The 13,722-nt window shown below is 69.5% G+C and carries 12 protein-coding genes; 7 read left to right on the top strand and 5 right to left on the bottom strand.

Going from position 1 to position 13,722, the window contains the following annotated elements:
• Nucleotides 1-34 precede the first annotated feature (34 nt).
• Nucleotides 35-754 (bottom strand): SDR family oxidoreductase, encoded by a 720-nt coding sequence (locus tag KIK05_RS25635; RefSeq protein WP_214413394.1) that lies wholly within the window; start codon nucleotides 752-754, stop codon nucleotides 35-37.
• A 140-nt stretch (nucleotides 755-894) separates the two neighbouring features.
• Between KIK05_RS25635 and KIK05_RS25630 the strand changes: the two genes are divergently transcribed.
• Nucleotides 895-1,338, top strand: coding sequence for a MarR family winged helix-turn-helix transcriptional regulator (locus tag KIK05_RS25630; protein WP_214413393.1), 444 nt, complete (start codon nucleotides 895-897; stop codon nucleotides 1,336-1,338).
• Nucleotides 1,339-1,341: 3 nt separating this feature from the next.
• Here the strand turns inward: KIK05_RS25630 and KIK05_RS25625 are convergent, their stop codons facing one another.
• Nucleotides 1,342-1,974 carry a VC0807 family protein gene (locus tag KIK05_RS25625; protein ID WP_250563442.1) on the bottom strand — a complete coding sequence of 211 codons (633 nt, stop codon included), beginning with the start codon at nucleotides 1,972-1,974 and terminating at the stop codon, nucleotides 1,342-1,344.
• Nucleotides 1,975-2,280: 306 nt separating this feature from the next.
• On the opposite strand from KIK05_RS25625, the gene KIK05_RS25620 reads away from it, so the two are divergent.
• Nucleotides 2,281-2,619 (top strand): luciferase domain-containing protein, encoded by a 339-nt coding sequence (locus KIK05_RS25620; protein WP_214413391.1) that lies wholly within the window; start codon nucleotides 2,281-2,283, stop codon nucleotides 2,617-2,619.
• A 12-nt stretch (nucleotides 2,620-2,631) separates the two neighbouring features.
• Here the strand turns inward: KIK05_RS25620 and leuE are convergent, their stop codons facing one another.
• Entirely contained in the window at nucleotides 2,632-3,282 is a 651-nt protein-coding gene (gene leuE, locus KIK05_RS25615; RefSeq protein ID WP_214413390.1) for a leucine efflux protein LeuE, read from the bottom strand.
• A gap of 523 nt (nucleotides 3,283-3,805) precedes the next feature.
• On the opposite strand from leuE, the gene KIK05_RS25610 reads away from it, so the two are divergent.
• The 5 genes from KIK05_RS25610 to KIK05_RS25590 all read left to right on the top strand — a co-directional run bounded on the left by KIK05_RS25610 (nucleotide 3,806) and on the right by KIK05_RS25590 (nucleotide 11,233).
• The gene (locus tag KIK05_RS25610) at nucleotides 3,806-5,362 is read left to right on the top strand and encodes a cellulose binding domain-containing protein (RefSeq protein ID WP_214413389.1); all 1,557 of its coding nucleotides are present in this window, start codon (nucleotides 3,806-3,808) and stop codon (nucleotides 5,360-5,362) included.
• A 157-nt stretch (nucleotides 5,363-5,519) separates the two neighbouring features.
• On the top strand, nucleotides 5,520-6,344 hold the full coding sequence (locus KIK05_RS25605; protein WP_214413388.1) for a glycoside hydrolase family 18 protein: 825 nt from the start codon (nucleotides 5,520-5,522) through the stop codon (nucleotides 6,342-6,344).
• Nucleotides 6,341-8,161 (top strand): chitinase, encoded by a 1,821-nt coding sequence (locus KIK05_RS25600; RefSeq protein WP_214413387.1) that lies wholly within the window; start codon nucleotides 6,341-6,343, stop codon nucleotides 8,159-8,161. Before KIK05_RS25605 ends, KIK05_RS25600 begins: the two co-directional genes overlap by 4 nt.
• 132 nt (nucleotides 8,162-8,293) lie before the next feature.
• Entirely contained in the window at nucleotides 8,294-9,541 is a 1,248-nt protein-coding gene (locus KIK05_RS25595) for a putative hexosyltransferase (RefSeq protein ID WP_250563441.1), read from the top strand.
• Nucleotides 9,542-9,604: 63 nt separating this feature from the next.
• Nucleotides 9,605-11,233 carry an AMP-binding protein gene (locus KIK05_RS25590; protein ID WP_214413386.1) on the top strand — a complete coding sequence of 543 codons (1,629 nt, stop codon included), beginning with the start codon at nucleotides 9,605-9,607 and terminating at the stop codon, nucleotides 11,231-11,233.
• 85 nt (nucleotides 11,234-11,318) lie between these two features.
• Here the strand turns inward: KIK05_RS25590 and KIK05_RS25585 are convergent, their stop codons facing one another.
• Together KIK05_RS25585 and KIK05_RS25580 are read right to left on the bottom strand one after the other, a co-directional pair.
• Entirely contained in the window at nucleotides 11,319-12,026 is a 708-nt protein-coding gene (locus KIK05_RS25585; protein WP_214413385.1) for a helix-turn-helix transcriptional regulator, read from the bottom strand.
• 9 nt (nucleotides 12,027-12,035) lie between these two features.
• Nucleotides 12,036-13,085, bottom strand: coding sequence for an AI-2E family transporter (locus KIK05_RS25580; protein ID WP_308250110.1), 1,050 nt, complete (start codon nucleotides 13,083-13,085; stop codon nucleotides 12,036-12,038).
• Nucleotides 13,086-13,722 lie beyond the last annotated feature (637 nt).

The following is a 13,722-nucleotide window of genomic DNA, read 5'->3' as shown; positions in this document are numbered from 1 at the left end:
GATGAAATCAACGGTTGATGAAATGGATCGGCGGTCAGGTCATGGTGTTGCCGCCGTTGACCGCCAGGCGCTGGCCGGTGACGAACTTCGCGCCGGGGGAGGCGAGGAAGGCGACGGCCTCGGCCACGTCGGCGGGGACGCCCATGTGACCGAGGGGCACGCCCGCCACGTACCCGCTGGTGTCGTCGCCCGCATGGCGCTCCACCGGGATCCACCCGGGCTCCACGGTGTTGACCGTGATGCCGAGGGGGCCGAGCTCCCGCGCCCAGGAGCGGGTCAGGCCGTGCATGGCGGCCTTGGCCGAGACGTAGTGACCGAACTCCGGGTTGCCGAGGTCGGTCACCTCGCTGCCGACGTTGATGACGCGCCCGCCGCCGGCGGCACGCAGGTCCGGGAGCACGGCCTGCAGGAGCAGCAGCGGCGCCTTGACGAAGAACCGCAACTGGTCGAGATGGTCCTCCCAGGTCTGCTTCTCCAGCGGCATCATCGGCTGCGGTCCGGTGGCGTTGTTGACGATCACGCTGATCGGGCCGGCGTTCGCGCGGATGTCGGCCACGCCCCGCCGTACGGCCTCCTCGTCCGTCACGTCGAACCGCGACACGTAGGCCGCCTCGCCGATGCGCTCGGCCACCGCCGTCGCCCCCGCCGTGTCGTTGGCGTAGTTCACGACCACCTTCCAGCCGTCGGCGGCGAGCCGCTCGGCGATGACCGCGCCGAGCCCGCGTGAGGCCCCGGTGACAAGTGCGCACCCCATGTTCGTCCTCTCCGTGATGCGAACACCCCGCTTGGGGCGTAAACGTCACCATCCTTGCCCATATCGGACACGGAGCCGGAGGAGGCGCGGCCCACGAGCGTTAGCCGTCGAACGATTAGCCGCGCAGTTACCCTGACACCATGAGAGACGAGCTCATGGTCCTGTTCACGCGGGTGTCGAAGGCGACGCGCGCCGCCGCCGAGGCGGCCGTACAGCGCCACGGCGTCCGGCTCGGCCAGAACCTCCTGCTGGAGGCCCTCTGGGAGCGTGACGGGCGCACGCCGGGCGAGCTCGCCGGGCTCATGCGGGTGACGACCCCCACCGTCGTCAAGATGGCGCAGCGCATGGAGACGGCGGGCCTGGTGACGCGCCGCCGCGACGACGCCGACAACCGCCTGGTCCGCCTCTACCTGACCGAGAGAGGGCGGGAGGTCAAGAAGCCGATGGAGGAGGAGTTCGCCCGCCTCCACGGACATCTCCTGTCCGGCGTCACCGACGAGGAGCGCCGCCACTTCATGTCGGTGCTCACTAAGCTCCTGGGCAACGCCGAATCCCTGGGTGCCGGTCCGGGCTCGGACGGCTGACGCCTACCCGGCGGCCGGACCGGTCGTGATGGCCGCGGCGGGCGAGTCGGTGTGCATGCGGCGCAGCACCCGGCGGAAGGCGTAGATCGAGACGCCGACCGCCGCGCAGCTGATCGCCGCGACCACGGAGGTGCGCACCAGCAGGTAGGTGCCGATCGACTGGTGCAGCAGCAACCAGATGCTCACCGTGGAGTTGGCCAGCAGCACGAACGCCCACAGCAGCGTGATGCGGGCGAAGAACCGCCGCATCCGCTCGTGCCGCAGCAGGGCCGAGGGCAGGTGGATGTAGTCGAGGGTGAGTTTCTGCACCAGCGGCCGGTTCAGCCGCACGGAGGCGAGGAAGGCCATGCTGATGCAGATCGTGCCGAGCTCCGGTTGCAGGAAGTAGACGACCGCGCTGCCCGTCCACCAGCCGAGCGCCGCCCGCGCGGTGATGGCGATGGCCGCGAGCACCATCGTGCCCGGCACGGGACGGCGGCGCACCACCCGCCACAGCACTCCGGCGTACACCCACGCCACCGCGGTGATCAGCGCTCCGTCCAGGCCGAGCACCGCGAGGGCGGCGTAGAAGACGGCCAGCGGTGCCACGACGCCTTCGAGGACCTTGGGGACGGCCTGCTTCAGCAGTGCGGTCATCCTCGGGAGGGTGAAGGGCGGGTGATTCATACTTCTCCCATGGACGGCGGCGGAAGACCGACGCTAAAGCTTCGGCGCCTACCCTGAGATGGGATTGCCGAAACTTGCCCGAAATGCCAGATAGTTCTCAGTCGGCCCAACGTTACCTAATGGGCAGGTCAAGGGCATACGGCGGGAAAAAGATCCTTTTACTGGATCAACCGATTGAGCTGCTCTTGCCGCCTCTGCCCTGTATCGGTTGAACATTGGATAACGGTTCGGGAACGGTGGGTTTCCGGATGGGGAGCGGACCGGGACGATGAAGGTATGGCAGTGCTCTCGCGCGCACACGACCGGTCGGCCGAGTGCGTAGCCGATGTCGCCGTTCAGCTCACACGCTGGCCCGACCTGGTGGTCAGCCGCACCCGAAAGTCGATCCGTTTCCGCGCCCGGGGCCGGGAGATCATCCGTATGTCCGGTGACCACACCGCCGAGCTTCTGCTCACCGCGCCGGTCATCGACCGATGGGCCCGGGTCCTCGCCGACTCCCACCGGGTGACACCGGGGCACAACGTCGGGTGGATCAAGGTCGAGATCGAGGATCGCACCGACGCCGAGATGTTCCTGTCGCTGGTCAGCGTGGCGCTGAAGGCCAACGAGAAATAGCCGGGAGCCCGCTCAGCTCAGGCTCGCGGTGGCCAGCTTCACGCCGAAGCCCAGGAACAGCGCCCCCACACCCGACGTCAGGCCCGCCGAGAGCCTGCGCCGCCGCCGGAACTGCGCGGACAGGTAGACGCCGCCGAAGATCAGCGTGGAGAGGTACGCCATGCTGAACAGCTGGCAGATCGCGCCGAGGATCAGGAACGACAGCGCCGGCGCGCCGTAGTGCGGGTCCACGAACTGCACGAAGAACGAGATGAAGAAGAGGATCGCCTTCGGGTTGAGGAGGCTGATCGTCAAGGCCTTCCTGAAGGGGTCGGCCAGGTCGACGGACGCCTGCGCCGGCTCGTCCTCCGTGCCGGCGCCGCGCCACGACCTCACCGCCGAGCGGATCATGCCGAACCCGATCCACGCCAGGTAGGCCGCCCCGGCGTACTTCACCACGGTGAACAGCAGCGGGTTGGAGTGCAGCAGCGACGCGACCCCCGCGGCCGACAGCACCATCAGCAGCGTGTCGCCGATGAAGACCCCCGCCGCCGCGCGGTAGCCGGTCCGCACGCCGCGCCGGATCCCCGTCGTCAGCACGTACAGCGAGTTGGGGCCGGGAAGCAGGATGATCAGAAAGGCGCCTGCCGCGTAGGCCCAGATGTTGGTGATGCCGAAGAACATGCCGCCGAGCTCCAGGGATCCGAGGGGTACACCACGTTATACCGGGGCATCGCATCCGTTCTGCGTGACGGGTGCCGCCTGAGCCGGGGAGCGCAGGATTCGGCCCGAACCATATGTCTCCAGGCAGAGGGGTAGACCAGCGGGTCAGCGGCTGTCAGGGCGGGTCTGCCTGCGGGAAAAGGGCGGAGTTTGGGTCTTGTGGGCGGGCGGCGGCGGGGCTACGATCGCGACAACTCTTAGGAAACTTTCCTAAAAGAAATGGCCAACGGAGGCGTCCGTGCCCCGTCCTCCTCCCCAGTCGCAACCCATCTGAAATGCGGAAACGAACGGCGTGAGCCTCCTTTCCCGCCTCCGTCCTCTCCTCGTCCCTCCCGGACGTACATGCGCCCCTTTCACGACGGCACCGCCATGCCACACGCCACGCCCCGTGCCCTCGTGCTCCTCCCGGCGCCAACCGCCACGCCGACCCTTCTGACCTCCGGCGCCGCATCCATCCGCCGCGCCGGCAGAAAGAGGAGTTTCCATGCGATTTGTCCGCCTGTTCGTCGCGGCTCTGGTGGCCGCGGCGGCCACCCTGGTCGCCACGACGGGGACCGCCTCGGCGGCCTCGGTGACCGCGACCTTCACCAAGCCGCAGGACTGGGGGAGCGGCTTCGAAGGCAAGTACACGATCACCAACGGCACCTCCAGCGCTCTCAACGGCTGGACCGTCGCCTTCGACCTGCCCGCCGGCTTCTCCGTGACCACCTCCTGGGACGCGGTCATGACCAGGAGCGGTCAGCACTACACCTTCACCAACCCCGGCTGGGCCCCGACCCTGGCCGCCGGCGCGAGCACCAGCTTCGGCTTCAACGGCAGCCCCGGCAACTTCGGCGCCCCGGTCAACTGCACGATCAACGGCGCCTCCTGCTCCGGCGGCACCACCAACCCCGGCGCCCCGGGCACGCCCGGCACCCCCACCGTGACCGGCACCTCCAACTCCTCGATCTCGCTGTCCTGGTCGGCCTCCAGCGGAACCGTGACCGGCTACCGGGTGTACGAGGGCTCGGCGGCGCAGGCCACGGTCACCGGCACCTCGGCCACGATCGGCTCGCTCGGCACCTGCACGACCCACACCTACACCGTCAAGGCGTACAACTCGGCCGGAGAGTCGGCCGCCAGCGGCTCGGTGACCGCCACCACCAGCGGGTGCACCAACCCGCCCCCCGGCGGCAGCGGCGCCCCGTACCTGTACCTCGGCTGGGGCAACCCCCCGAGCCCGAACACCGTCATGAGCGCGACCGGCATCAAGTGGTTCACCATGGCGTTCGTGCTCTCGGGCGGCGGCTGCACCCCGGCCTGGGACGGCACCCGCCCGCTCACCGGCGGCGTGGACGCCTCCACGATCGCGCAGATCAAGGCGGCCGGCGGTGACGTCGTCCCGTCGTTCGGCGGCTGGAGCGGCAACAAGCTCGGCCCGAACTGCTCCACCCCGCAGGCTCTGGCGGGCGCCTACCAGCAGGTCATCAGCGCCTACAACCTGAAGGCCATCGACATCGACATCGAGAACAGCGACGAGTTCGAGAACGAGGCCGTCCAGGACCGCATCCTGAACGCCTTGAAGATCGTCAAGCAGAACAACCCCGGCATCAAGACGATCGTCACCTTCGGCACCGGCACCAGCGGTCCCACCTACTACGGCACCCGCCTGATCAACCAGGCCGCCGCGCTCGGCGCCAACATCGACGTGTTCACGATCATGCCGTTCGACTTCGGCGGCGGCGCGAACATGTACCAGAACACCGTCAACGCGGCCGAAGGCCTGAAGAACGCCCTGAAGTCCGCCTTCGGCTGGTCGGACGCCACCGCGTACGCCCACATGGGCATCTCGGGCATGAACGGCCTGTCCGACCAGCAGGAGAACACCACCCCGGCGATCTGGACCCAGATCCGCGACTGGGCCAAGTCGAAGGGCCTGGCCAGGCTCGCCTTCTGGTCGGTGAACCGCGACCGCGGCTGCCCCGGCGGCGGCGTGCAGTCCAACTGCAGCGGCATCGCCCAGAGCGACTGGCAGTTCACCTCGATCACCGCGGGTTTCTGACCCGCGCGAGCACACCAACCGCCCCCTGGACCGTACGGCCCGCACGGCCCGACCCCCCAAGCGTCGTGCGGGTCGTACGCACCACCCCCCGCATCCCGGCCCGCCCCGGGGTGCGGGGTCCGCGACCTCGGCCCTTCACCCCCCGAGAGGTTGTGTCATGAGATCGCGCCCCGCCTCCTGGCCCCTCGCGGCCGCCGCGGCGGCGGTGCTCGCCGCCACCGCGGCGCTCGCCGTCCCCGGGCCGGCCTACGCCGACACCGCCGTCTTCACCAGAACCTCGAGCTGGGACACCGGCTACAACGCCCAGTTCACGATCACCGACACCACCCCCACTCCTCCGCCCGGCGGCGGAGCCGGATCGCTGTACCACGCGCCGTACGTCGACATGGGCTCCTGGCCCACCCCCGGCATCACCACCATGAAGGCCGCCTTCTTCGACGTCGAGGGCTCGGCGACGGCCGAGACGGCCTCGGTGACCCGCAGGTCGCAGGCGATCGCCGGACTGCAGCAGGCCAATCCCGGCCTGAAGGTCTCCCTGACCCTGCCGGTCCTGCCCGAGGGCCTCACCACCGACGGGCTGAACGTGGTGAAGTCCGCCCGGGACACCGGGGTGGACATCGACGTCGTCAACGTCATGGCGATGGACTACTACCGGTCCGCCGACTACGGGGACGCCGCCGTCCAGGCCGCCCAGAGCACCTTCGGCCAGCTCAGGTCGCTGTACCCCGGCAGGTCCGACGCCCAGGTGTGGCGCATGGTCGGCGTCACCCCGATGCTCAGCCAGAACGACGACGGCCACGTCTACGACCAGGCCGACGCCCGGCAGCTGGTGACGTTCGCCAAGGGCAAGCACCTCGGCGAGCTCGCCTTCTGGGAGATGACCCGCGACCGCAACGCCTGCAACGGAGCCCTCTACATGTGCACCAACATCGCGCAGTCGCCCTACGAGTTCTCCAAGATCTTCGCGGGGTACGCCGGATGACCGGCCGCGCGGGAACGCTCACCCGGTTCGCCCGATCCGCCACCGCGACTGCCCTCCTCGCCCTCGGCGCGGCCGTGCTGCCCGCGACCGCCGCCCTGGCCGCCAACATCGCCGCCAACCCCGGCTTCGAGAGCGGCCTGACCGGCTGGACGTGCGGCTCGACCGCCAGGACGGTGACGAATCCCGTCCACTCGGGCACCTCCGCCCTGGAGGCCACCCCCGGCGGCGCCGACTACGCCCGCTGCTCCCAGACCGTGAAGGTGAAGCCCTCTTCGTCGTACACGCTGTCGGCCTGGGTGCGCGGCAGCTACGTCTTCCTCGGCGCGCTCGGCACCGGCACCACCGACGTCAGCACCTGGGGCACCCCCGGCTCCGGCTGGGCCCAGCTCGGCACGTCGTTCACCACAGGGGCGTCCACCACCTCGGTGACGATCTACCTCAACGGCTGGTACGGCGCGGGCGCGTACGACGCCGACGACGTGGTCCTCGACGGCCCGCCCGGCGACGGCGGCGGCACCCAGGTCCCCGCCACTCCCGCCGGGCTCGCCGTCACCGGCACCACCCCGTCGAGCGTCTCGCTGACCTGGTCGCCGTCGACCGGTGCCACCTCCTACAACGTCTACCGGGACGGGACCAGGGCCGGCACGACCGCCGCCACCTCCTACACCGCCACCGGGCTCACCGCCGGCACCACCTACCGGTTCGCCGTCAGCGCCGTGAACGCGGCGGGGGAGTCGGCCAGATCGGCCGAGGTGCCGGCCACGCCGTCCGGCGACCCGCCACCGCCGTCGGGAAACCTCCCCAAGCGGGTCATGGTCGGGTACCTGCACGCGTCGTTCGCCAACGGATCCGGCTACATGCGGATGAGCGACGTGCCGGACGCCTGGGACGTCATCGACCTCGCCTTCGGCGAGCCGACCTCCGTCACCTCCGGCGACATCAGGTTCACCAGGTGCGCGGCCGCGGAATGCCCGAACGTCGAGAGCGACGCGGACTTCACCGCCGCCATCCGCGCCAAGCAGGCGGCCGGCAAGAAGGTGCTCATCTCGATCGGCGGCCAGAACGGCCAGGTGCAGCTCACCACCACCGCGGCCCGCGACAAGTTCGTCAGCTCGGTCGGCGCGATCATCGACAGGTACGGCCTCGACGGGCTCGACATCGACTTCGAGGGCCACTCGCTGTCGCTGAACGCCGGGGACACCGACTTCAGGAACCCCACCACGCCCGTCGTGGTGAACCTGATCTCGGCGCTGAGGACCCTCAAGGCGAAGTACGGATCGAAGTTCGTGCTCACCATGGCCCCGGAGACGTTCTTCGTCCAGCTGGGCTACAAGTTCTACGGCCCGGGGACCGGCGGGGCCGACCCGCGCTCGGGGGCCTACCTGCCGGTGATCCACGCCCTGCGCGACGACCTGACACTGCTCCACGTGCAGGACTACAACTCCGGGCCGATCACCGGCCTGGACGACCAGTGGCACACCATGGGCACGGCGGACTTCCACATCGCCATGACCGACATGCTGCTCGCGGGCTTCCCCGTGCAGGGGAACGCCGCCGCCTTCTTCCCGCCGCTGCGCCCGGACCAGGTCGCCATCGGCCTGCCCGCCGCGCCGTACGCCGGGAACGGCTTCACCACGGTGGGCGAGGTCCAGAAGGCCTTCGACTGCCTGGCGAAGGGGACCAACTGCGGTTCCTACCGGCCACGAGGGGTCTACCCGGCCCTGCGCGGCCTGATGACCTGGTCGATCAACTGGGACAAGTACAACGGATCGGAGTTCTCGGCCAACCACCGCGCGTACCTGAACTCACTGCCTTGACGGGCCGGGGATCTTGACCGTCACATAACGGAGTCAAAACACTTCTTTAAGTGAATGATTCTGTGTAGATGATGGCAATTTTCGTCCCCGAGTGGCCGGTTTGGCCGGCGTTCCGGCAGGCTAGTGAGCGTCATGGACTACGCAATACTCACGGGGTCCGTCCTCGTCACAGGTGTCGTGCTGGCGATCGTCGCCCAATGGAAGGGCTGGAGACCGTCCCTCGCCGTCGCTCTCGCGGTGGGCATCGGGGTCCGCCTGCTCATCATGTGGCTTTCGGTGATCGACACCTGGCAGCCGGTGGACTTCATGGAAAGCTTCAAGCCTGCGGGCATGGCGATCCTCGCCCACAGGGACCCCGTGCTGGAGAGCAACGGCGGCTGGCACTTCCTGCCGACGATCCCGTACGTCTACGGGCTGCTGCTGTGGTTGCACATCCCGTGGGAGATCGCCGGTCGCCTCGTCACCGTGGTCTGTGACATCGTCCTGATCCCGCTCGTCGGCAAGCTGGCGGGCGGGAAGGACGCCGGTCTGCGCGCCTTCCAGTACGCCTGCAACCCCCTCGCGGTGCTGGTCGCCTGCGTGCACGGGCAGGTGGAGCCGGTCTCGCTGCTGTTCGGCGTGGCCGCGTTCATCGTCGCGCGGAACGCCCGCGTCTCGCGCCCGGTGCGCAACGCGATCCTCGCGGGCCTGCTGATGGGCCTGGCGCTGTGCGCCAAGAGCTGGCCGATCTGGCTGGTCCCCGGCATGCTGCTCTTCCTGCCCGACCTGCGTGCCCGCGCCTACGCGTTCTTCGCCACCGGCGTGGCGCCGATCTTCTTCCTGGTCACCCTGCCCATCGGCGCGGGAACGTCGCTGGCCCAGCTTCCCAAGGTCATCCAGACCATCGGCGACGTACGGCCGATCATCGGCGAGTGGGGATGGACGGCGCTCCGCGTCGGCGGCGACTGGACCCTCGACGCCGACCTCGCCCGCTACGGGCAGTGGGCGATCTACATCACGCTGCTGATCGTCGGCTTCCTGTGGCGCAGGGCCGACCCGATCGACCTGACCACGGCGCTGCTGCTCGCGTTCATGGTCGTCACCCCGCGCCTCGGCGCGCAGTACCTCATGTGGTTCATGCCGTTCCTCGTGGCCCGGCCGACGCGCTTCGCCTGGCCGGTGATCATCGGCGTCTCCACGTGGGCGGGAGTCGGGTACATGTACCTCACGCAGTTCGACACCGATACCTGGTGGAGGCTGCACTCGACGTGGGCGATGAGTTCGGCCGTGCTGCTGCCGGTGCTCGTCGCCGCCCTGCCGTGGGGCAGGCGGAGGACGATGGGCCTGGACGCCGCCCCGGTCAAGGAGTCGTCTCCGTCGCCGGTCGGGGCGTCGGCCTGAGCGGATCCAGGTGGGCGGCCCCGCCCCGTTGACGCACACCAAGCGCTTGCTCAAAATCGGTGGGTGGCGACCTTCGCGGAGATCGTGGAGGCACGTGCCCACGACGGGCACGCCGGCCTCCTGTTCGAGGACGAGACCTACACATGGGCGCAGGTCGTCCACCAGGCACGGAAGCGGGCAGACCTGGCGCTCGCCCTGCGCGACCCCGACCGCCCCTTCCACGTCGGCGTCCTGCTGGACAACGTCCCCGAGTACGTCTTCTGGATCCTCGGCGCCGCGCTCGCCGGCGCCGCCGTCGTGGGCATCAACCCGACCAGGCGCGGGGCCGAGCTCGCCGCCGACATCCGGCACACCGACTGCCTGTTCCTGGTGACCGGCACCGAGCAGGCCGGCCTTCTCCAAGGCCTCGACCTCGGACTGCCCGTGCTGCTCGCCGACGCGCCCGCCCTCGCCGTACTCCCCGCGCCGGCGAAATCCCCGCCCGGACCGCAAACGGCGCCGGGGGAGGGCGATCCGCTGCTCCTGCTCTTCACCTCCGGCTCCACCGGCGCCCCCAAGGCGGTCATCTGCTCCCAGGGCCGCCTGGCGGACATCGCCGCCCACGGAGTCGCCTTCGGCATCGGGCGCGACTCGGTCACGTACGTCGCGATGCCGCTGTTCCATGGCAACGCCGTGATGGCCAACCTCGCCATGGCGGCGCACGCGGGCGCGACGGTCGCGCTGCGCCGGCGGTTCAGCGCCTCGGGCTTCCTGCCCGACGTCCGGAGATACGGGGTCACGTACTTCAACTACGTGGGACGGGCGCTCGCCTACATCCTCGCCGTCCCCGAACGCCCCGACGACGGCGACAACCCGCTGGCCACCGCCTTCGGCACCGAGGCCTCCGCCCGCGACATGACGGAATTCGGCCGCCGCTTCGGATGCCGCGTCATCGAGGGGTACGGATCCAGCGAGGGCGCCATCGCGATCAACAAGGTGCCGGGCACCCCGCCGGACGCCCTCGGCCTCCCGCGCCCCGGCATGGACGTCGCCGTCCACGACCCGGTCACCGGACTCGAATGCCCGAGGGCCGCCTTCGACGAGACGGGCCGGCTCGTCAACGCGCACGAGGCGATCGGCGAGATCGTCCGGCGCGGCGCGACCTTCGAGGGCTACTACAACAACCCCGAGGCCGAGGCCCGCCGGCTGCGCGACGGGTGGTATTGGAGCGGCGACCTCGGCTACCGCGACGAGGACGGATACTTCTACTTCGCCGGCCGGGACGCCGACTGGCTCCGCGTGGACGGCGAGAATTTCGCCGCCGCGCCGGTCGAGCGCATCCTGGCGCGGTACGCCCCCGTGGTCATGTGCGCGGTGTACGCCGTACCCGACGCGCGCACCGGCGACCAGGTGATGGCCGCCCTGGAACTCGCCGGCCCCTTCGACCCGGCGGACTTCGCCGCCTTCCTCGCCGAGCAGCCGGACCTGGGGACCAAATGGGCGCCCAGATACGTGCGGCTGACGCCGGCCATGCCCCTGACCTCGACGAACAAGGTGGACAAGACCGGACTGCGCCGGGAGCGATGGGACTGCGCCGACCCGGTGTTCCGGCGGCCCGGCAGGGAACCCCGTTACGTCCCCCTGACCGACGCCGACCGCTCGTCGCTGAGAAAGAGCTTCGGCGAAGCCGGCCGGGAACACCTGCTGTACTGAAGCCGACGGCGGCCGCCGGGACGCCTTCCGGGGTCACGGCCGCCGGAACGTCCTCCGGGGTCGCGGCCGCCGGGACGCCCTCCGATCAGGCGGCGTTGCCGCCGAGCAGGTGGCCGAGCGACGTCCCGGCCAGGCGCCGGACGTCGTTCGCCATGTGCGCCTGGTCGGCGTACCCGCACGCCGCGGCGACATCCGCCGGCCGCACCCCCGACCTGGCCAGCGCCAGCGCCCGCTGGAAGCGGACGACCCGCTGCAGGATCTTCGGGCCGTACCCGAACGCCGCCCGGCATCGCCGGTTGAGCTGCCTCTCGCTCAACCCCAGATCCCAGGCCACCCGGCCGACCGTCGTCCCCTGCCGCAGCGCACGCATCACCGCGGGGACGGACGCGTCGGGCTCGGCGCTCTCGCGAAACCGTGCCGCCACCACGCGCTGGATGTCTCCGGGCCCGCGCGGTTCCATGCCGGGCAGGTCGGCCAGCGACACCCGCCGGTCGCGCAGCTCCTCCACGGGCACCCCGAACACATCGCCGACCGCGCCGGGACGGAACCGCAGGGCGGTGAGCCGCTCGCCCGCCCGCATCGGGGCGAGGAACGCGGTGGTGTCCGGGCCGGCGACGTACGCCCCCTCGGGACCCCAGATGAGGTCGACGCAGCCGTCCGGGACGACCCGCTGAACCCGCGCGCCGCCCGCCTCCCGCGCCCACAGGCACGCCACCCGGCCGGCGAGGGCGGGGGGCGGGGCCCATTCGACGTACCTGTCGGTCGTACGGTCTGGGGTCGTTGCCGGGCACATCCTGCCAGCTTACGAGCGTGGCCGGTCCGCTGGTATCTCCCCCGAGATGAGCGCGGCCGACCACTTGGCCCCGGGGTCGCTGTCGATGAGCAGGGCACGGGTGAGCAAGGTCAGCGGGATAGCGAGCAGAGCGCCGAGCGGGCCGAGCACCATCGCCCAGATGATCAGGGAGAGGAAGGTGACGGACGTCGTCAGCCCCACCGCGTCGCCGAGGAACTTCGGCTGGATGAACGACTGGACCACGACGTTGATCAGCACGTAGGCGGCGATCACCAGGAGCATGGTCTTGACACCCCCGGCGAGCAGCCCGAGCAGCGCGGGCGGCACCAGCCCGATCACGAACCCGATGTTCGGGATGTAGTTCGTGATCAGCGCCAGCACCCCCCACAGGAGGGGAAGCGGCACCTGCAGGAGATAGAGCGCCACCACGTCGAGTGCCGCGCAGACCAGGCCGAAGATCGTGGAGACGAGGATGTAGCGGCGCGTCTTGTGGGCGAACGTCGTCAACGCCCTGGTCAGCGTCGGCCGCTCCGCCGCCGCGGCCGACATGACGCGGGAGAGGACCGGCGCGTCCAGGCTCATCGCCAGCAGGAGGACGACGACGAGGAAGAGGCTCGATACGACGCCGAGCACGCTGGACAGCAACCCCTGGGCGAACTCGAAGATCTTGCCGGGATCGAGGGATTGGAGGGCCTTGTTGACCTGGGGGGCGATGCCGTGCCCGGCGGCCCACTTCTGCGCGTCGGCGACGAGCTTGTCGAACTGCGGTGCGTAGCCCGGCAGCAGCACCGCCATCTGCACCACGGCGGCGGTGAGGGTGGCCACCATGCCGAGCAGCACCACGAGCACCACGGAGAGCGGGACCAGGACCACCAGCCAGCCGGGGGCGCGTCTGCGGGTGAGCCAGCTCCTGATGGGCGATACGGCGATGGTGAGCACCAGGGCCAGCACGACGGGGCCCACGATCGAGTCGATGGCCTTGATTCCGGCGAGCACGATGACGGCCGCCGCCGTGAGAAGCAGCATGACCAGTGCCCGGGGTACCGCTCGATCGTTCACGCGTGGCCTCGTGTCGTGGGGAACGCTGGGGTCGTACCGCTTGCTGTAGGTATGTTCCCTCCAGGATCGGAAGCTTTTCCTTGGTGCTTGCCCGGAATGGATCGAGGGCTGTCGGGGAACTGCTAATCTTTTGTTGTCGGCACCGCCCGGCCAAACATCCCCGCACTGACCACCTTCGGGTGGCTCGCGCGCGGGTTTGTGCAGGTCAGGGTGTGTCGGCTCCCTCTATCTTGAAGATCTACCAAGCGTCGTTTGCGTCGCTCGGTGGGGTTGGGTAAGTTAGAGGGGTTGCCCTGGAGACGGGGCGGTCCGAATGCTAGTGGGTTCGGGTGGCTGGAAGTCAAGTGCCGGTAACGGCGCGATTTGCTCCCGGTCAAGCGGATCCGCTAAAGTAGAGGACATAAGTGAACGAGATGGAAGCCCCGGAGCTTGGGCCTGCTGGTCTGGGTGATGGTGTACGCGTCCGTTTCTTGAGAACTCAACAGTGTGTTAAAAGCCAGTGCATGAATATGCATTACCTCCGTCTTCCACGCCCTGTGGGGTGTGGGGATGGTTCCTTTGATTGGCACCACGGTGTGTGGTGTCTGTCGGGATTTTCTTCAGACATTGTTTGGAGAGTTTGATCCTGGCTCAGGAC

Source organism: Sphaerisporangium fuscum, from assembly GCF_018531465.1.
GTDB lineage: Bacteria > Actinomycetota > Actinomycetes > Streptosporangiales > Streptosporangiaceae > Sphaerisporangium > Sphaerisporangium fuscum.
This window is presented reverse-complemented; position numbering and strand designations above follow the sequence as displayed.

Bases quoted from the DNA above. Each gene is read 5' to 3' on its own strand.
- KIK05_RS25635 (WP_214413394.1), bottom strand. From the start codon at position 754: ATGGGGTGCGCACTTGTCACCGGGGCCTCACGCGGGCTCGGCGCGGTC.
- KIK05_RS25630 (WP_214413393.1), top strand. From the start codon at position 895: ATGAGAGACGAGCTCATGGTCCTGTTCACGCGGGTGTCGAAGGCGACG.
- KIK05_RS25625 (WP_250563442.1), bottom strand. From the start codon at position 1,974: ATGACCGCACTGCTGAAGCAGGCCGTCCCCAAGGTCCTCGAAGGCGTC.
- KIK05_RS25620 (WP_214413391.1), top strand. From the start codon at position 2,281: ATGGCAGTGCTCTCGCGCGCACACGACCGGTCGGCCGAGTGCGTAGCC.
- leuE (WP_214413390.1), bottom strand. From the start codon at position 3,282: ATGTTCTTCGGCATCACCAACATCTGGGCCTACGCGGCAGGCGCCTTT.
- KIK05_RS25610 (WP_214413389.1), top strand. From the start codon at position 3,806: ATGCGATTTGTCCGCCTGTTCGTCGCGGCTCTGGTGGCCGCGGCGGCC.
- KIK05_RS25605 (WP_214413388.1), top strand. From the start codon at position 5,520: ATGAGATCGCGCCCCGCCTCCTGGCCCCTCGCGGCCGCCGCGGCGGCG.
- KIK05_RS25600 (WP_214413387.1), top strand. From the start codon at position 6,341: ATGACCGGCCGCGCGGGAACGCTCACCCGGTTCGCCCGATCCGCCACC.
- KIK05_RS25595 (WP_250563441.1), top strand. From the start codon at position 8,294: ATGGACTACGCAATACTCACGGGGTCCGTCCTCGTCACAGGTGTCGTG.
- KIK05_RS25585 (WP_214413385.1), bottom strand. From the start codon at position 12,026: ATGTGCCCGGCAACGACCCCAGACCGTACGACCGACAGGTACGTCGAA.